At 71.8% G+C, this 16,325-nt stretch carries 19 protein-coding genes; 13 read left to right on the forward strand and 6 right to left on the reverse strand.

Annotated elements, in window-relative coordinates; genetic code table 11:
• Positions 1-16 precede the first annotated feature (16 nt).
• Both fdxA and DEJ49_RS24000 read left to right on the forward strand, forming a co-directional pair.
• Positions 17-337 carry a ferredoxin gene (fdxA, locus tag DEJ49_RS23995; RefSeq protein WP_018089397.1) on the forward strand — a complete coding sequence of 107 codons (321 nt, stop codon included), beginning with the start codon at positions 17-19 and terminating at the stop codon, positions 335-337.
• 110 nt (positions 338-447) lie between these two features.
• Positions 448-1,545 carry a bifunctional succinyldiaminopimelate transaminase/glutamate-prephenate aminotransferase gene (locus tag DEJ49_RS24000; protein WP_150186049.1) on the forward strand — a complete coding sequence of 366 codons (1,098 nt, stop codon included), beginning with the start codon at positions 448-450 and terminating at the stop codon, positions 1,543-1,545.
• 77 nt (positions 1,546-1,622) lie between these two features.
• On the opposite strand, the gene DEJ49_RS24005 is transcribed toward DEJ49_RS24000, so the two are convergent.
• Together DEJ49_RS24005 and DEJ49_RS24010 are read right to left on the reverse strand one after the other, a co-directional pair.
• The gene (locus DEJ49_RS24005; RefSeq protein ID WP_150186050.1) at positions 1,623-2,066 is read right to left on the reverse strand and encodes an ATP-binding protein; all 444 of its coding nucleotides are present in this window, start codon (positions 2,064-2,066) and stop codon (positions 1,623-1,625) included.
• Positions 2,067-2,391: 325 nt separating this feature from the next.
• Entirely contained in the window at positions 2,392-3,303 is a 912-nt protein-coding gene (locus DEJ49_RS24010) for a heavy metal transporter (protein ID WP_150186051.1), read from the reverse strand.
• Between the two features lie 61 nt (positions 3,304-3,364).
• Between DEJ49_RS24010 and dapE the strand changes: the two genes are divergently transcribed.
• Entirely contained in the window at positions 3,365-4,444 is a 1,080-nt protein-coding gene (gene dapE, locus DEJ49_RS24015) for a succinyl-diaminopimelate desuccinylase (RefSeq protein ID WP_150186052.1), read from the forward strand.
• Between the two features lie 88 nt (positions 4,445-4,532).
• A complete protein-coding gene (locus tag DEJ49_RS24020; RefSeq protein WP_190329428.1) occupies positions 4,533-5,315 on the forward strand; it encodes a TIGR00730 family Rossman fold protein in 783 nt (260 codons plus the stop codon).
• A gap of 17 nt (positions 5,316-5,332) precedes the next feature.
• Here the strand turns inward: DEJ49_RS24020 and folP are convergent, their stop codons facing one another.
• Entirely contained in the window at positions 5,333-6,193 is an 861-nt protein-coding gene (gene folP / locus DEJ49_RS24025; protein ID WP_150186053.1) for a dihydropteroate synthase, read from the reverse strand.
• A 125-nt stretch (positions 6,194-6,318) separates the two neighbouring features.
• Here folP and DEJ49_RS24030 point away from each other — a divergent pair, with 125 nt between their 5' ends.
• Both DEJ49_RS24030 and DEJ49_RS24035 read left to right on the forward strand, forming a co-directional pair.
• Entirely contained in the window at positions 6,319-6,753 is a 435-nt protein-coding gene (locus DEJ49_RS24030; protein ID WP_150186054.1) for a DivIVA domain-containing protein, read from the forward strand.
• Entirely contained in the window at positions 6,750-7,340 is a 591-nt protein-coding gene (locus tag DEJ49_RS24035) for a DNA-3-methyladenine glycosylase I (RefSeq protein WP_150186055.1), read from the forward strand. The genes DEJ49_RS24030 and DEJ49_RS24035 overlap by 4 nt, the downstream gene beginning before the upstream one ends.
• Positions 7,341-7,366: 26 nt before the next feature.
• Here DEJ49_RS24035 and DEJ49_RS24040 read toward each other — a convergent pair whose 3' ends face one another.
• On the reverse strand, positions 7,367-8,167 hold the full coding sequence (locus tag DEJ49_RS24040) for an enoyl-CoA hydratase/isomerase family protein (RefSeq protein WP_150186056.1): 801 nt from the start codon (positions 8,165-8,167) through the stop codon (positions 7,367-7,369).
• 39 nt (positions 8,168-8,206) lie between these two features.
• Between DEJ49_RS24040 and DEJ49_RS24045 the strand changes: the two genes are divergently transcribed.
• Positions 8,207-8,488, forward strand: coding sequence for a hypothetical protein (locus tag DEJ49_RS24045; protein WP_150186057.1), 282 nt, complete (start codon positions 8,207-8,209; stop codon positions 8,486-8,488).
• Positions 8,476-8,643 (forward strand): DUF3117 domain-containing protein, encoded by a 168-nt coding sequence (locus tag DEJ49_RS24050; RefSeq protein WP_003966491.1) that lies wholly within the window; start codon positions 8,476-8,478, stop codon positions 8,641-8,643. Before DEJ49_RS24045 ends, DEJ49_RS24050 begins: the two co-directional genes overlap by 13 nt.
• A gap of 111 nt (positions 8,644-8,754) precedes the next feature.
• Here the strand turns inward: DEJ49_RS24050 and DEJ49_RS24055 are convergent, their stop codons facing one another.
• Positions 8,755-9,453, reverse strand: a complete 699-nt coding sequence (locus DEJ49_RS24055) for an O-methyltransferase (protein ID WP_150186058.1) — start codon at positions 9,451-9,453, stop codon at positions 8,755-8,757.
• Positions 9,454-9,606: 153 nt separating this feature from the next.
• Between DEJ49_RS24055 and sigE the strand changes: the two genes are divergently transcribed.
• The 5 genes from sigE (at position 9,607) to DEJ49_RS24080 (ending at position 15,020) form a co-directional block, all read left to right on the forward strand.
• Positions 9,607-10,380 (forward strand): RNA polymerase sigma factor SigE, encoded by a 774-nt coding sequence (gene sigE / locus DEJ49_RS24060; RefSeq protein ID WP_190329429.1) that lies wholly within the window; start codon positions 9,607-9,609, stop codon positions 10,378-10,380.
• Between the two features lie 77 nt (positions 10,381-10,457).
• Positions 10,458-11,396, forward strand: coding sequence for a zf-HC2 domain-containing protein (locus DEJ49_RS24065; RefSeq protein WP_411757249.1), 939 nt, complete (start codon positions 10,458-10,460; stop codon positions 11,394-11,396).
• Positions 11,397-11,526: 130 nt separating this feature from the next.
• Positions 11,527-13,593, forward strand: a complete 2,067-nt coding sequence (locus DEJ49_RS24070) for a S1C family serine protease (protein WP_150186060.1) — start codon at positions 11,527-11,529, stop codon at positions 13,591-13,593.
• A gap of 176 nt (positions 13,594-13,769) precedes the next feature.
• Positions 13,770-14,231: a sec-independent translocase gene (locus DEJ49_RS24075; RefSeq protein WP_150186061.1), complete on the forward strand. Its 462-nt coding sequence runs from the start codon at positions 13,770-13,772 to the stop codon at positions 14,229-14,231.
• Positions 14,232-14,351: 120 nt separating this feature from the next.
• Positions 14,352-15,020 (forward strand): hypothetical protein, encoded by a 669-nt coding sequence (locus DEJ49_RS24080; RefSeq protein WP_223833220.1) that lies wholly within the window; start codon positions 14,352-14,354, stop codon positions 15,018-15,020.
• A 145-nt stretch (positions 15,021-15,165) separates the two neighbouring features.
• Here the strand turns inward: DEJ49_RS24080 and DEJ49_RS24085 are convergent, their stop codons facing one another.
• Positions 15,166-16,299, reverse strand: coding sequence for an Mrp/NBP35 family ATP-binding protein (locus DEJ49_RS24085; protein ID WP_150186063.1), 1,134 nt, complete (start codon positions 16,297-16,299; stop codon positions 15,166-15,168).
• Positions 16,300-16,325 lie beyond the last annotated feature (26 nt).

Consider the following 16,325-nt stretch of genomic DNA (forward strand, 5'->3'; position numbering starts at 1 on the left):
GAGGAGGAACGACAGCGTGACCTACGTCATCGCGCAGCCTTGTGTCGACGTCAAGGACAAGGCGTGCATCGAGGAGTGCCCGGTCGACTGCATTTACGAGGGCTCCCGGTCCTTGTACATCCACCCGGACGAATGCGTCGACTGTGGAGCCTGCGAACCGGTCTGCCCGGTCGAGGCGATCTTCTACGAGGACGACACTCCTGAGGAGTGGAAGGACTACTACAAGGCGAACGTCGAGTTCTTCGACGAGCTCGGTTCGCCCGGTGGCGCGAGCAAGCTCGGCCTGATCGAGCGCGACCACCCCTTCATCGCCGCCCTGCCGCCGCAGAACCAGTAGGCAGAACCAGTAACAGCGGCAGCCCGAGCGTCGCCCCGGTCCCGTACGGCATCTCCGCCGCACGGGACCGAGGCGTTTGCAACGACCAGTACCAGCACGGGAGTCACCACGTGTCCGCAGTCTCCGACCGGCTTCCCACCTTCCCCTGGGACAAGCTCGAGCCGTACAAGGCCACGGCGGCCGCCCACCCCGGCGGCATCGTCGACCTGTCGGTGGGCACCCCCGTGGACCCGGTCCCCGAGCTGATCCAGAAAGCGCTGATCGCGGCCGCGGACTCGCCGGGCTATCCGACGGTCTGGGGCACGCCGGAGCTGCGCGACGCGCTCACCGGCTGGTGCGAGCGGCGGCTCGGCGCCCGCGGCTTCACGCACCGCAACGTCCTGCCGGTCGTCGGCTCCAAGGAACTGGTGGCCTGGCTCCCGACCCAGCTGGGCCTCGGCCCGGGCGACGTGGTGGCCTACCCGCGGCTCGCCTACCCGACGTACGAGGTGGGCGCGCGCCTGGCCCGCGCGGAGTACGTCGCCTACGACGACCCGACATCACTCGACCCGGCGAACCTCAGGCTGCTCTGGCTCAACTCGCCGTCCAACCCGACCGGCCGTGTCCTGTCGAAGGACGAGCTCACCCGGACCGTCGCATGGGCGCGCGAGCACGGCGTGCTCCTCGTCAGCGACGAGTGCTACCTGGAGCTCGGCTGGGAGGCCGACCCGGTGTCGGTGCTGCACCCGGACGTGTGCGGCGGTTCGTACGAGGGCATCGTCGCCGTCCACTCGCTCTCCAAGCGGTCCAACCTGGCGGGCTACCGCGCGGCGTTCATCGCGGGTGACGCGGCCGTCCTCGGGGACCTGCTGCAGATCCGCAAGCACGGCGGCATGATGACCTCCGCGCCGACCCAGGCGGCCGTCGTGGCGGCGCTCGGCGACGACGAGCACGTGCGCGTGCAGCGCGAGCGGTACGTCGCCCGGCGCACCGCGCTGCGCGACGCACTGGAGCGGCACGGCTTCCGCATCGAGCACAGCGAGGCGAGCCTGTACCTGTGGGCCACCCGCGACGAGTCCTGCTGGGACACCGTCGGCCACCTCGCGGACCTCGGCATCCTGGTGGCGCCCGGCGACTTCTACGGCCCGGCGGGCGACCGCTTCGTGCGCGTCGCCCTGACGGCGACGGACGAGCGCGTCGCGGCCGCGGTGGAGCGCCTCTCGGCGTGACCGCGCCGTCCTGGGCACAGCACGGCGGAGGGCCCGGAGCCAGTGGCTCCGGGCCCTCCTGTGTGCGTGCCGGGTGATCAGCCGAGGGGGAGGCTCTTGACCGGCAGCTGGTCGGTGGGGAGACCGCTCTTGGTGAGCGATTCGGTGGGCAGGCTGTCGCCGGTGGCCGCGTCGGCGGTCTCGCCGAGTGCCTCGCCCGCGCCGCCCGCGACCTCACCGGCGGCCTGCTGGGCGACGGGGGTGGCCGTCTTGCCCATGTGCCCCACGGCCTTGCCCGCGGCCGGGACCGACTTCTTCACGGCCTTGCTGCCGGTGTCACCGGCGAGGTTGCTGACGTTCTGAGCCGCATCGTCGACGGTGTTGCCGAGGCCGTCGCCGTCCAGTGCGGACACGCCGCCCAGGTCGGGGGAGGCCGGAAGGTCAACGGCGCTCGCGGAGCCGGCCGCACCGACCACGGAAGCTGCACCCGCGGCGCTGAGCAGCGCGGCACGGGCGATCCGGCGGGTCAGGGGGAGGGACATGATGCTCCTTCAGACGGGAGAGAACGTTGGGGTGTCCGGCCGGTTCGGGTCCGGCTTCCCGCCGGACGGCTTCCGGCGTTCGGACGCAGTGACTACCGCTCGAAGTCCGCGAAGGTTTCGCTGCCCCAATGCAAAGAGTTGGCAATGCGTCGCATTATCGGCTGCGGATAAAAACGGGCAAAGAGCATAGGGGCCCTTTCGCTGCAGAATCCTTCATGCCTAGTGATCTCAAGGGATTTGGGGTTTCGGCGCGGCGCGTGCGGGAAAGTCGGACAGGGTGTCGGTCCGTAGCACTCGGCATGCCCCCATCGAGGGACCCGTCGCACTACTGCCCGGTCACGATCCGTACCTCGCCCGCGGCCTCCGGCCCCGCGGCCCCACCGTCCTCCGCCGCACGGCCCACCGCGCGCCACGTCCCGGAGCCCCCGGCGCGCCACTCCCGCCCGCCGTACGACACCCGCTCGATGTGCAGCGCCGAGGAGTGCGCCACGGCCCAGTGCGCCAGCTCCCAGCCGCGCTGCGGCGCCCGGTCCGTGGCCACGGCGGCGGGCACGGGGACCGTCACCGTGCGCCCCCGGGCGGCGCCGGGGCGCACCTCGCGGCCGAAGTCGCGGACCAGGGCGGCCCGCACCTGCGCCGGACCGCCGGGGTCCGTGTCCGGCCGCCCCTCGCAGCTGAACGCGGCGGGCGCGCGGCCCGTGAGCGCGGCGGCGAGCAGCGCCGCGTCCGGCTCGTGCTTGGCGTAGGCCTGCGGATAGCCGCTGCGCTGCACCCGCTGCGCGGCGACCGTGAGGGGCAGCCGCGAATAGCCGGGGACCTCCGCCAGGTGCTCGTAGAAACGCCCCGCCGCGTACGCCGGGTCCATGATCTGCCGCTCGTCGCCCCAGCCCTGCGAGGGGCGCTGCTGGAAGAGCCCGAGCGAGTCCCGGTCCCCGTGCGCGAGGTTGCGCAGCCCGGACTCCTGCAGCGCGGTGGCGAGCGCGATGGTCACCGCGCGCTCCGGCATCCCGCGCGAGGTGCCGGCCGCGGCGACCGTCGCGGCGTTCTCCGCCTGCTCGGCCGTGAACGTGTACGAAGCGCCGTCGCCCTTCCCCGACACCACCGTGCACCGCGGCTCGGGCTTGCCCCCGTACACGTACTGCAGCGCCACATAGCCGACGACGGCGAGCAGCACGACGACAGCGGCCCCGGTACGGAGGAGACGGCCGCGCCGGACGAGGGTGGGGGGCTCAGGCACGCGTCCAAGGTACTGGAGTCCACCGACAGCCCCGCCCGCCCGCTGGCTTAGGGTCGTCGGCATGCCTCACACACCGCTTGACCTCACGCTCGACGCCGCGGAGCTCACCGCGCGACTGGTCGATTTCCCGTCCCCGAGCGGCGAGGAGAAGGCGCTCGCCGACGCCATCGAGACGGCCCTGCGCGCCCTGCCGCACCTCACGGTCGACCGGCACGGCAACAACGTGGTGGCCCGCACGAACCTCGGCCGCGCGGAACGGGTCATCCTCGCCGGGCACATCGACACCGTGCCGATCGCGGACAACGTCCCCTCGCGCCTTGACGAGGACGGCGTCCTGTGGGGCTGCGGCACCTGCGACATGAAGTCGGGCGTCGCCGTCCAGCTGCGCATCGCGCAGACGGTGACCGAGCCCAACCGCGACCTCACCTTCGTCTTCTACGACAACGAAGAGGTCGCCGCCCACCTCAACGGCCTCGGACACGTCGCCGAGGCCCACCCCGACTGGCTGGCCGGTGACTTCGCCGTCCTCCTCGAACCCACCGACGGACAGGTCGAGGGCGGCTGCCAGGGCACCCTGCGGGTCCTCCTCAAGACCAAGGGCGTACGGGCGCACTCCGCACGCGCGTGGATGGGCTCCAACGCGATCCACGCCGCCACGCCCATCCTCCAGAAGCTCGCCGCGTACGAGCCCCGCAAGCCGGTCGTGGAGGGCCTGGAGTTCCACGAGGGCCTCAACGCCGTCCGCATCGAGGGCGGCGTCGCCACGAACGTCATCCCCGACGAGTGCACCGTCACCGTCAACTTCCGGTACGCCCCCGACCGCAGCGAGGAAGAGGCCCTCGCCTTTGTCCGCGACTACTTCGCGGACTGCGGCGTCGACGAGTTCATCGTCGACGACCACACGGGCGCGGCCCGCCCCGGCCTCACCCACCCGGCCGCCGCGGCGTTCATGGCGGCCGTCGGCGGCGAGGCACGCCCCAAGTTCGGCTGGACGGACGTCTCCCGCTTCAGCGCGCTCGGCGTGCCCGCGGTGAACTACAGCCCCGGCAACCCGCTGCTCGCGCACAAGATCGACGAACGCGTGCAGGCGTCGCTGATCCCGGTCGCGGAGGAGAAGCTGCGGTCCTGGCTGACGTCTTAGCGATACGTGGAGGTCCCTCGGAGGCAACCCCCGTCGATCTACGCTGTGTGTCACGTACGCAGTCACGTACGCATGGAGGGAGCAGACGATGAGCCATCCCGACGACAGCGTCGAAAGCGCTGCCCGCGACACCGGTGCCAGGATGCGCCCCGAGGAGCAGCGGCTCGGTCCCGTGCTGCGCCGGCGGGACAAGGTGCAGGCCGGCACGACCGATCAGCGTCTCCTCGACTCCGACGGACCCTCCGAATGGGTCCATACGGACCCCTGGAGAGTCCTGCGCATCCAGTCGGAGTTCATCGAGGGCTTCGGCACCCTCGCCGAACTCCCGCCCGCGATCAGCGTGTTCGGCTCGGCGCGCACGGGGGAGGGGACGCCCGAGTACGCGGCGGGCGTCGAGATCGGCAAGGCGCTCGTGGAGGCGGGCTTCGCGGTGATCACGGGCGGCGGGCCCGGCGCGATGCAGGCCGCGAACCAGGGGGCCGTGGAGGCGAAGGGCACGTCGGTCGGTCTCGGCATCGAGCTGCCCTTCGAGCAGGGCCTCAACCCGTACGTCGACATCGGCGTGAACTTCCGCTACTTCTTCGTCCGCAAGACGATGTTCGTGAAGTACGCGCAGGGCTTCGTGGTCCTGCCCGGCGGCCTCGGCACGCTGGACGAGCTCTTCGAAGCGCTCACCCTCGTCCAGACCCGCAAGGTCACGCGGTTCCCGATCGTCCTCTTCGGCTCGCAGTACTGGGGCGGCCTGGTCGACTGGCTCAAGAACACGGTCATCGCCCAGGGCAAGGCCTCGGAGGCCGACCTGCTCCTCTTCCACGTCACGGACGACGTGGAAGAGGCGATCACCCTGGTGACGAAGGAAGTCGGGAAGTAGCCCTCTCCGGAGGAGCGTTACGCGAGTCCCCGGCGGGCGACCGCCGGGGGCCGATGCCCCGCGATCGTCGCCACCATGTCGAGCACCTGCTTCGTCTCCGCCACCTCGTGGACGCGGTACACCTGTGCGCCCAGCCAGGCCGAGACCGCCGTCGTCGCGAGGGTGCCGAGGACGCGCTCCTTGACCGGCTTGTCGAGGGTCTCGCCGACGAAGTCCTTGTTGGAGAGGGAGACCAGGACGGGCCAGCCCGTGTCCGTCATCTCGCCCAGGCGGCGGGTCGCCTCCAGGCTGTGCCGGGTGTTCTTGCCGAAGTCGTGCCCCGGGTCGATCATCACGGACTCGCGCGGCACACCCAGCTCCACCGCGCGCTCGGCCAGGCCGACCGTCACCCGCAGGATGTCCGCCATCACGTCGTCGTACGTGACGCGGTGCGGCCTCGTCCGCGGCTCGGCACCGCCCGCGTGCGTGCAGACCAGGCCCGCCCCGTACCGCGCGGCGACCTCCGCGAGCCTCGGGTCGACGCCGCCCCACGCGTCGTTGAGCACATCGGCGCCCGCCTCGCAGACCGCCTCGCCCACGTCGTGCCGCCAGGTGTCGACGCTGATCACCACATCGGGGTACCGCCTGCGCACCTCGGCGACGAAGCCGACCGTCCGGCGCGCCTCCTCCTCGGCGCTCACCTCGTCGCCCGGGCCGGCCTTGACCCCGCCGATGTCGATGATCGCGGCACCCTCGGCCACGGCCTGCTCCACGCGCGCGAGCGCCGGTTCGTCGCGGAACGTGGCCCCCTGGTCGTAGAAGGAGTCCGGGGTCCGGTTCACGATCGCCATGATCACCGGCTCGTGCGCGTCGAACTCGCGCCTGCCAAGCCTGAGCATCCCCTGTGGCCCTCCTGGGTCCTAGTCGCGGTTCGGCCGCCTGTGACCTTAACTGTCAGAACCACGTGGCACGATCGGACCCTGACAGTTTGAGCACGGGCAGTCGAGCGTGAGGGCCTGAAGAGATGGTCTTGTTCTTGTTCCTGGTCATCGCCCTCCTCGTGGTGGTCGGCGCGGTGACCCTCGCGGTGATCGGCGGCGGGGAGAGCGGCGCGCTGCCCGACGCCGCGCCCGAGCGGTTCACCGACCCGCTGCCCCCGGACCGCCCGCTGCGCCGTGCCGACGTCGACCTGGTGCGCTTCCCGATGACCCTGCGCGGCTACCACATGGGAGAGGTGGACGACGTGCTCGGCCGTCTGGGTGCCGAGCTCGCCGAGCGGGACGCCCGCATCGCCGAGCTGGAGGCCGCCCTGGCCGGCGCGCAGGCCAGGGCGGTCGCGGGCCCGGCCCTCTTCGAGGGGTACGAACCGAGGGTGGCCGAGGACAGACCCGTGGAGGACACGTCCGTCCAGGGCGCCGCGGGGGACAAGGTGCGGGACGAGAAGGGCGACGAACAGTGAGCGACGAGAGCGGCGCGGTCGCGGGTCCGGACGGCGGGCTCCGCTGCCCCTGGGGCCTGTCCACCGAGGACTACGTGACGTACCACGACGAGGAGTGGGGCCGCCCGGTCCGCGGCGACGACGCGCTGTACGAGCGGCTCTGCCTGGAGGCGTTCCAGTCCGGCCTCTCCTGGATCACCATCCTGCGCCGCCGCGAGGGGTTCCGCGCCGCCTTCGCCGACTTCAGGATCGCCTCGGTGGCGGAGTTCACCGACAAGGACCGCGAGCGGCTCCTCGCCGACCCGGGGATCATCCGCAACCGCGCGAAGATCGACGCGACGCTCGCCAACGCGCGCGTGCTCGCCGACTGGTCCGAGGGCGAACTGGACTCCCTGATCTGGTCCTTCGCGCCGGACCCCGCGACCCGCGAGATCCCGCGGACCCTCGCCGACGTGCCCGCGATCACCGACGAGTCCACGGCCCTGTCGAAGGAGCTCAAGAAGCGCGGCATACGGTTCGTGGGTCCCACCACGGCGTACGCGCTGATGCAGGCCTGCGGCCTGGTCGACGACCACCTCGCGGACTGCGTGGCCCGCAAGGCGTCGTGACGGAACCGGGGCTATGACGCAGGCCCTCAGCGCCCCAGGTACTTGGGCTTCTCCTTGGCGATGAAGGCCTGGACGGCGATCGCGTGGTCCTCGGACGCGCCTGCCTTGCCCTGCAGCTCGTCCTCCTTGTCCAGCGCCTCGTCCAGGGAGTGGCCCGCCGCGTAGGCGAGGGACTCCTTGAGCGCCGCGTAGGCCAGCGTCGGGCCGTCCGCCAGGGCGCGGGCCACCTGCGCCGCCTCGGTGGCCAGGTCGGCCGCGGGGACGATCTTGTTGGCGATCCCCAGGTCGTACGCCTCCCGTGCGTCGATGTTGCGCGGGAACAGCAGCAGGTCGGCGGCGCGGCCGGGGCCGATCACGCGCGGCAGCGTCCAGGAGACGCCCGAGTCGGCGGTCAGCGCGACACCCGCGAAGGAGGTGTTGAACTTGGCGGTGTCGGCGACCACGCGGTAGTCGGCGGCGAGCGCGAAGCCGAGGCCCGCCCCCGCGGCGACGCCGTTGACGCCCGCCACGACCGGCTTCGGCATGCCGGTCAGCGCCCGGACGATCGGGTTGTAGTGCTCACGGACCGTGCTCATCGTCTGCCCGGTGCCCGCCTCGCGGTCCGCGGCCAGGTTGCCGATGTGCTCCTTGAGGTCCTGGCCCACACAGAAGGCACGGCCCGCCGCGGTGAGCAGGACCGCGCGCACGGCCTCGTCGGCGGCGGCCGCGAGGGCGGCCTCCCGCAGGGCGACCTTGGCCTCCGTGTTCATGGCGTTCATCGCCTCGGGACGGTTGATGGTGATCGTCGCGAGTCCGTCGTGCACCTCGTAGAGCACGCTGTCGGCCATGGTGGCCCCCTCCGCTGGTCCAGTACGTAGGAGCTCAGCATGACGGAGATCATCGGGGTCCGGCATGAGGCCATCCATGTGACCTGCGTCAAAGAAATCCGGGCCCCTGGGGCGTATGGGGCGGCGAAGTATCGCAGCCACATCGCCGAATTGAGTGGTTTTGCGGGCGCGCGTTGCCCAAGCGATGCCGACCGATGTTGGTCATCGGGTCCTGCCATGCGGGATAATGGCCTGGAAGCAATGTGTTCGATGCCGGTGACACCTGGGTTGTCGGCTGCGATGAGCTGGTTTCAGGAAGGGGAACGAGCATGGCGGCCATGAAGCCGCGGACGGGCGACGGCCCGCTCGAGGTGACCAAGGAGGGGCGGGGCATCGTCATGCGCGTTCCGCTCGAAGGCGGCGGACGACTTGTCGTCGAACTGACTCCGGACGAGGCCGACGCGCTCGGCGACGCCCTGAAGAAGGTCGTCGGCTGACGCGGAAGCGCGCTCCATACTTTTCCACTGCCCCGGCATCGTACGACGATGCCGGGGCAGTTCTGTTTTCCGGGTCCGGGATCTGCGGGACCCCTGTGAGGGGGCCCCGCGCTAGCGCTTGACGGCGCAGAGGAGCCCGTCGCCGACGGGCAGCAGCGACGGCACCAGATCGGGGCTCTCGCGCACGGTCCGCAGCAGATCGCGCAGGTGCAGGACCTCCACCGGCTGGGGCCCCGAGTCGACGGTCCTGCCGTCCGCGAGGACGCCCTCGAAGCAGACGAGCCCGCCGGGCCGCAGCAGGCGCAACGATTCAGCGAGGTATTCGAGGGACTCCAGGCGGTCGCCGTCGCAGAAGACGAGGTCGTACCCGCCGTCCGCGAGGCGCGGCAGTACGTCGAGGGCGCGGCCCGGGATGAAGCGCGCGCGGTTGCCCGCGAAGCCGGCCGCCCGGAAGGCCTGACGGGCGAACTGCTGGCGGTCGGGTTCGGGGTCGACGGTGGTCAGCACGCCGTCGGGCCGCATGCCGTGCAGCAGGTGGATGCCCGACACTCCCGTGCCCGTACCGATCTCGGCCACCGCTTTCGCGTCAGCCGTGGCGGCGAGCATGCGCAGCGCGGCGCCGGTGCCGGGGGACACCGAGGGCAGGCCTGCCTCCCGGGCCCGGTCCCGGGCCCAGCGCAGCGCCTCGTCCTCGGCGACAAAGGCGTCGGCGAACGCCCATCCCGTCTGCCGGTTGCCGGTAATGGCCCTCTCCTGTCCCCGTGGTTGCCTGGCCGTGACTGTATCCGTTGGGCGCGGGAACCCGCAGATGGGACCGCGCGTTTATAGGGGGTGGGAGCACAGCGGGGGTAACGGATGGATCAAGACTTGAAGCGGGCGGCTCGCAGGGGCAGGACACCTGCGACGAAGCCCGTACCAAATTCACGTAAAAACGCTTATCCGGAGCTAACGGGCGAGGTGGTTATGGTAGGGGCTCCACTGGACACCACCAGAGCCGACAGGGGAGGTGCGGCTGCGTCCGCGGATCGGGGAGGAGTGCTCCGGCGCTTTCTCGGATTGGCGGGTGAGCCGAAATCCGTGACCGACACCGCTGACCGCATCCGTGCCAACGACTCCGCTCAGACCGCGACCTTTGCCGCTGACGCGGAATCGCAGGCGTGGACTCCGCCCACCTGGGAGGAGATCGTCAGCACGCACAGCGGCCGCGTATACCGCCTGGCGTACCGCCTGACCGGCAATCAGCACGACGCCGAGGACCTCACGCAAGAGGTCTTCGTCCGTGTCTTCCGGTCCCTCTCGACCTACACCCCCGGCACGTTCGAGGGCTGGCTGCACCGCATCACCACGAACCTCTTCCTGGACATGGTGCGCCGCAAGCAGCGCATCCGGTTCGACGCTCTCGGGGACGACGCCGCGGAGCGACTGCCCAGCCGTGAGCCGTCGCCCCAGCAGGTGTTCAACGACACGCACTTCGACGCGGACGTCCAGCAGGCGCTGGACACCCTCGCGCCCGAGTTCCGTGCGGCCGTCGTCCTCTGCGACATCGAAGGCCTGTCGTACGAGGAGATCGCCGCGACCCTCGGCGTCAAGCTCGGTACGGTCCGCAGCCGTATCCACCGGGGCCGCTCGCAGCTGCGCAAGGCCCTCCAGCACCGGTCTCCCGAGGCCCGCGCCGAGCGCCGTTCGCTCGCGGTCACGGGTGCCGTGGCGCTGGGAGGAGGGGGCGCGACCGCGTGAGTGGATCACGGTCGAATCCTGCCGAACGGCACGTAGCCGAGGCCGAGCAGCATCTGGGGGACCGGCTCGCCGCCCTTGTGGACGGTGAGTTGGGACATGACGCGCGCGAGCGCGTCCTCGCACATCTGGCGACCTGTCCGATGTGCAAGACGGAGGCGGACGCGCAGCGTCGCCTGAAGAGCGTTTTCGCGCAGGCGGCCCCGCCGCCGCCCACCGAGAGTTTCCTCGCCCGCCTCCAAGGCCTTCCAGGCCTCCCGGGAGGCGGTTCCGGGCCGTCCGGAGGACCTGACGCCGAGGACGGCTTCGCCACGGGAGCGACCGACTCCGCCGGGCTCCCGCGGAACGGGATCTTCGGCGTGAGCACGGAGCCCTTCGTGGAGTACGTGCCGGCGGGCGCCCATGCCGCGGTGCTGCCCAGCGAGCAGCGCGGCTTCCGCATCCACGAGGTCGCCCGGCGCTCCGAGGCGGAGCGTTCTTCCTGGCGCGGGCGCCGGTTCGCCTTCGCGGCGGCCGGTGCGGTGTCGATGGCCGCGATCGCGCTCGGCGGAGTCACGGTCGGCGTCCCCACGGACACCGGCGGCGACACCCGTGCGGGCGGTTCCGGGAGCAATGTGACCCCGCAGCGCAGTCAGGGTTCCGGCACCGCCGCCACCCCCGACTCCGTGCGCCGTCGCGGCGCCGGCAATCCGCTGTCGGTGCAGGGGCAGCGTCCCGGCGCGCTGTCGGCGCCGGTCGCGCCGACGGAGGTCACGGGACCGCTGCTGCCGGGCGCGCCCACGCAGCCCTTCCGGTCCCGCGCTCCCGTATACGAACTGACGGCCCCGATGCTCGCGGGCGCCGCGGCCATCTCGCCCCTCATACGTCCCGAGCCGCCCGGTCGGCACACCGCCGCCCTGCCCGGCATCAAGCTGCCGCAGGCGACGGACGCCGTGGTGCCGGGGGACGCGGATCCGGTGCGCGCCGGCGCGGCGGCTCCGGGCGTCGGACCGCTGGAGGGCACGTCGCAGGTCCGCTGACGCGACGGCGCCCTGCGCTTCCGCGCGGGAACCTGGTTGAATCCTCGGTGGGCCGTGCCCGCCGGGGATTCGGCGGTCACGGGGTTGAACATGCGAACGGCGTCCGCCGCGGGCCAGTTGTGGGGAGAACATGGACGAGGGGAAGCCCACGAAGGCGAACTGGTGGAGCCGCCCACGGCCGGACGCGCGGGGTGCGTCGGACGACCCCTCGACGCGGCCCCCGCACCCCACCGACGCCCCGTCCACGGCACAGGACGGCTCCGCCGAGTTCTCGTCGGGCCAGGCCCCCGAGGTCCCGGCCCGGTCGGGTGGCACGTGGGCCGAGCCGTCGCAGCCCACCGACCTTCCGCCCGCTCAGGCGCAGGTGCCGGACGCTCCGGCGGTGCCGGATCGCCCTGCCGAGGTCCCGGGCCGGCCGGACGCGACGTGGACCGGGTCCGGTGCTCAGCCCCAGTCGCCGAGCCCGGCGCACTCCGGGGAGTACCCGATCGCGCCCGCCGAGCCCACCGCGAGCCAGACCGGCCCCGTGGACCGGCCCAGGCCCCTGCACGACCCGGATCCGTACAGCACTCCGCCCTACGGTGAGCCGGGGCCCTGGGCACCCGCGCCGCCCGTGCAGCACCCCGCGGCGACGCCGGCGCACGGCACCCAGCTCTCGCCGCCGCACGGCACCCAGCTCCCGCCGCCACACGGCGGCACACCCTCGCACGGCACACCCGGCCCGACTCCCTACGGGGGCACGCCGCCGCACGGCACGTCTGGCCCGGCCCCGCACGGCACACCGGGTCCCGCGCCTCACGGCGGCACGCCCCCGCACGGCACACCCGGTCCCGTCCTTCAGGGCGGCACGCCGCCCCACGGCACACCCGGGCCCGCCCCTCACGGCGGCACGCCCCCGCACGGCACCTCTGGTTCCGCTCCCCATCCCGGCCCCCAGGTGCCTCAGCAGCAGGCCCAGCCTTCCCACGGCGTGACTCCCTCCGCGCAGGCCGGGGCCGGTCAAGGCGTGCCTCGGCAGCCGTACGATCCCTGGGACGCGCCCTTTCAGCAGGTCGGCTCTCTGCCGCCCGAGACCCGGGAGAAGCGGGACAAGCGGGGGCGGCGGGTGTTGTTCATCGGGGTTGCCGTCATCGCGCTGCTCTCGGGGCTCATCGGTGGGGCCACCGGCGCGTATCTGGAGCGGAACGGGACCGGGGACATCGAGTTGCGGCAGGCCGATGCCGAGTCCGCCGACCGGCCCAAGGGCAGCGTCGCCGGCATCGCGTCGGCCACCCTGCCCGGCGTCGTGACGCTGCACGTCAGCGGCGACTCCGCCCAGGGCACCGGCACCGGCTTCGTCCTCGACGGCAAGGGCCACATCCTCACCAACAACCACGTCGTGGAGCCCGCGGGCACCGGCGGCGAGGTCTCCGTGACCTTCAGCGGCGGCGAGACCGCCAAGGCGGAGGTCATCGGCCGCGACTCCGGCTACGACCTCGCGGTCGTCAAGGTCAGCGGCGTCCGCGGCCTCAAGCCCCTGCCCCTCGGCAACTCCGAGAACGTCCAGGTCGGCGACGCCGTCGTCGCCATCGGCGCCCCTTTCGACCTGGAGAACACGGTCACCTCCGGGATCATCAGCGCCAAGGAGCGGCCGATCACCGCGGGCGGCGAGAAGGGCGACGGCAGCGACATCTCGTACGTCGACGCCCTGCAGACCGACGCCCCGATCAACCCGGGCAACTCCGGCGGCCCCCTCGTCGACTCCAAGGCCCGCGTCATCGGCATCAACAGCGCCATCCGCTCCGCGGACGACGGCTCCGAGCCGGGCGGCGGCCAGGCAGGATCCATAGGCCTCGGCTTCGCCATCCCGATCAACCAGGGCAAGCGCGTCGCCGAAGAGCTGATCAACTTCGGCAAGGCGACGCACCCCGTGATCGGTGTCACGCTCGACACGGAGTTCAACGGCGACGGCGCGCGCATAGCGGACAAGGGCAGGAACGGCGGCTCGTCGGTCAACAAGAACGGCCCCGGCGACAAGGCGGGCCTGAAGCCGGGCGACGTCATCACCGAGGTCGACGGCCGCGCCGTGCACTCCAGCGACGAACTGATCATCAAGGTCCGCGCCCACCGTCCGAAGGACAGCCTGCGGCTGACCGTCGAGCGCGACGGCGACGACCGCGAGGTGACCCTGGTGCTTGGAACGGCCGGCAGCGGCTGAGTGCCGGTGGTGGCTGAGTAAAGGACTGGCCACGTCTGATCCGGGTTGTCGTGCAGCGGCTACCGGACAGACATCAGCGGCGGGTACCGTGGTCACGGTCCGACCCGGACGACGACCTGTTGCCGACGACCTGCTGCGGGCTGAGGACATCGCGGACATCGCGCAAGGAGCTCTAGGTGTTCAATGACATTGGCGCACTCGAGATAGTGACGCTGGTCGTCCTCGCCGTGCTCATCTTCGGTCCGGACAAGCTGCCGAAGGTCATCCAGGACATCTCCCGCACGATCCGCAAGATCCGCGAGTTCTCCGACAGTGCGAAAGCGGACATTCGCGAGGAGCTGGGCCCCGAGTTCAAGGACTTCGAGTTCGAGGACCTGAACCCCAAGAAGTTCATCCGCAAGCAGCTCGACAACGACGATCTCGGGCTCAAGGAGATCCGCAACGGCTTCGACCTGAAGAAGGAGATGAACGAGGTCGCGGACGCCGTGCACGGCCGCGACAGCGACTCCTCCGACACCGGGTCCGCGGCCTCCGCCGCCTCGTCCGGCGGAGCCCGCGTCGACATGCGGAAGAAGTCCGAGGAGCCCCGGAAGCCGGTCGCCGACGACCGTCCGCCCTTCGACGCGGACGCCACCTGAGCCCTCGCCTGGACTGCTCACGCCAACAGGTGTGGCTATCCTGCCTTGTTGTCCGGCGTGAGGACGCCCGAGGGGGGCGGGCCGCTCCGGACCGACGAGAGCGAGGAGGCGGCCGGGTACATGGAGACGACAAGTCGGGTGGGCGCGCAGGCGCCGACCGCGGAGGGCACCGCACCAGCGGTGTCGACCGCCCGGCGCACGGTCGACGGCTACCTGCTGGCGCCCTTCCCCTGGTACGGCCTCGACGAGGCCTTCACGGGGCAGCGCTGGCTGATGCAGGTCGGCGCGACATCGGACGGTGCCGTGGAGCACGGTTCCATCGGACACGGTGACGAGCCGTCGGTCCTGGCCGAGGGCACCCTCGGCAACAGCGACAAGGAGCGCTTCGCGGTCGTGGTGACCGTCGCCGCCAACCCGGTGCGGCGCACCGCGGACGGCACGGGCGTCCTGGAGGCCACGTCGGTCTCCTCGGCGGCCTGGCTCGCCGGGGTCGGCCTGCTGAACTTCACCTGGCCCGGCCAGATGGACCACACCCTGCGCGACGACTGGCTCGACCAGCAGACGGAGACCGCGTGGGTCCTCGCCGACGACCTGGAGGGCTCCGACTGGTCGTCGCTGTCACTGCCGGTCGACGGGGTGCCGACGCCGTTCCACTACCGCGAGTCCGAGTACGGCTGGATCCTCGCGGGCTCCACGAAGGAGGGCGTGCACCTGGGCGCGTACGGGCGCGGCATGAGTGCGTATGGGTTGGGGTTCTCGGTGATCGAGGACATCAGCGCGTACGCCTAGGGCGGCGGGCGGAGCGGGAACGGGGGGCGCCGTCACTGTGACGGCGCCCCCCGGTTCCCGTACAACCTGCTCGTGTTTCGGCTGCGGGTCCGCTGTGGCTGGGCGCGCAGTTCCCCGCGCCCCTTACGGGGCGCTCCCGGGGTCTCTAGAACTTGTTGCGTGGGGTGATGCCCAGGGACATGCCCGACAGGCCGCGCTGGCGGCCGCCCAGCTTGCCCGCGATGGCGCGGAGCGCGGAGCCCGCGGGGGAGTCCGGGTCGGACAGGACGACGGGCTTGCCCTCGTCGCCGCCCTCGCGCAGCCGCACGTCGATCGGGATGGAGCCGAGGACCGGCACCGTCGCGCCCGTCGTCTTCGTGAGGCCCTCGGCGACCTTCTGGCCGCCGCCCGTGCCGAACACGTCGACCATCTCGCCGCAGTGCGGGCACGGCAGGCCCGACATGTTCTCGACGACGCCGACGATCTTCTGGTGGGTCTGGACGGCGATGGAGCCGGCCCGCTCGGCGACCTCGGCGGCAGCCTGCTGCGGGGTGGTGACCACCAGGATCTCCGCGTTCGGGACGAGCTGCGCGACCGAGATCGCGATGTCGCCCGTGCCCGGCGGCAGGTCGAGGAGCAGGACGTCCAGGTCGCCCCAGAAGACGTCCGCGAGGAACTGCTGGAGCGCGCGGTGCAGCATCGGGCCGCGCCACACGACCGGCGCGTTGCCCGGCGTGAACATGCCGATGGAGATGACCTTCACGCCGTTCGCGGACGGCGGCATGATCATGTTCTCGACCTGGGTGGGCTTGCCGTCGGCGCCCAGCATGCGGGGCACCGAGTGGCCGTAGATGTCCGCGTCGACGACGCCGACCTTCAGGCCGTCGGCGGCCAGCGCGGCGGCGAGGTTCACCGTCACCGAGGACTTGCCGACGCCGCCCTTGCCGGACGCGACCGCGTAGACCCGGGTCAGTGAGCCGGGCTTGGCGAAGGGGACCTCGCGCTCGGCGGTGCCGCCGCGCAGCGCCGCCGCCAGCTCCTTGCGCTGCTCGTCGCCCATCACGTCCAGGGTCACGGTGACATCCGTGACGCCCTCGACCGCCGCCACCGCGTCGGTCACGTTCTTGGTGATGGTCTCGCGCATCGGGCAGCCGGAGACCGTCAGGTACACGGTGACCGCCACTGCCCCCTCGGCGGAGATGTCCACCGATTTGACCATCCCCAGTTCGGTGATGGGTCGCTGGATCTCGGGGTCGTTCACCGTCGCCAGTGCTTCACGCACCGCGTCTTCCGTAGCCATGGCACCGATAGTACGGCGCGGTAACC

Origin of the sequence: Streptomyces venezuelae (assembly GCF_008642335.1) — a bacterium.
Taxonomy (GTDB): domain Bacteria; phylum Actinomycetota; class Actinomycetes; order Streptomycetales; family Streptomycetaceae; genus Streptomyces; species Streptomyces venezuelae_F.

Bases quoted from the DNA above. Each gene is read 5' to 3' on its own strand.
- dapE (WP_150186052.1), top strand. From the start codon at position 3,365: ATGCCTCACACACCGCTTGACCTCACGCTCGACGCCGCGGAGCTCACC.
- sigE (WP_190329429.1), top strand. From the start codon at position 9,607: ATGGTAGGGGCTCCACTGGACACCACCAGAGCCGACAGGGGAGGTGCG.
- DEJ49_RS24085 (WP_150186063.1), bottom strand. From the start codon at position 16,299: ATGGCTACGGAAGACGCGGTGCGTGAAGCACTGGCGACGGTGAACGAC.
- DEJ49_RS24020 (WP_190329428.1), top strand. From the start codon at position 4,533: ATGAGCCATCCCGACGACAGCGTCGAAAGCGCTGCCCGCGACACCGGT.
- DEJ49_RS24030 (WP_150186054.1), top strand. From the start codon at position 6,319: ATGGTCTTGTTCTTGTTCCTGGTCATCGCCCTCCTCGTGGTGGTCGGC.
- folP (WP_150186053.1), bottom strand. From the start codon at position 6,193: ATGCTCAGGCTTGGCAGGCGCGAGTTCGACGCGCACGAGCCGGTGATC.
- DEJ49_RS24005 (WP_150186050.1), bottom strand. From the start codon at position 2,066: ATGTCCCTCCCCCTGACCCGCCGGATCGCCCGTGCCGCGCTGCTCAGC.
- DEJ49_RS24070 (WP_150186060.1), top strand. From the start codon at position 11,527: ATGGACGAGGGGAAGCCCACGAAGGCGAACTGGTGGAGCCGCCCACGG.
- DEJ49_RS24045 (WP_150186057.1), top strand. From the start codon at position 8,207: ATGACGGAGATCATCGGGGTCCGGCATGAGGCCATCCATGTGACCTGC.
- DEJ49_RS24040 (WP_150186056.1), bottom strand. From the start codon at position 8,167: ATGGCCGACAGCGTGCTCTACGAGGTGCACGACGGACTCGCGACGATC.
- DEJ49_RS24050 (WP_003966491.1), top strand. From the start codon at position 8,476: ATGGCGGCCATGAAGCCGCGGACGGGCGACGGCCCGCTCGAGGTGACC.
- DEJ49_RS24080 (WP_223833220.1), top strand. From the start codon at position 14,352: ATGGAGACGACAAGTCGGGTGGGCGCGCAGGCGCCGACCGCGGAGGGC.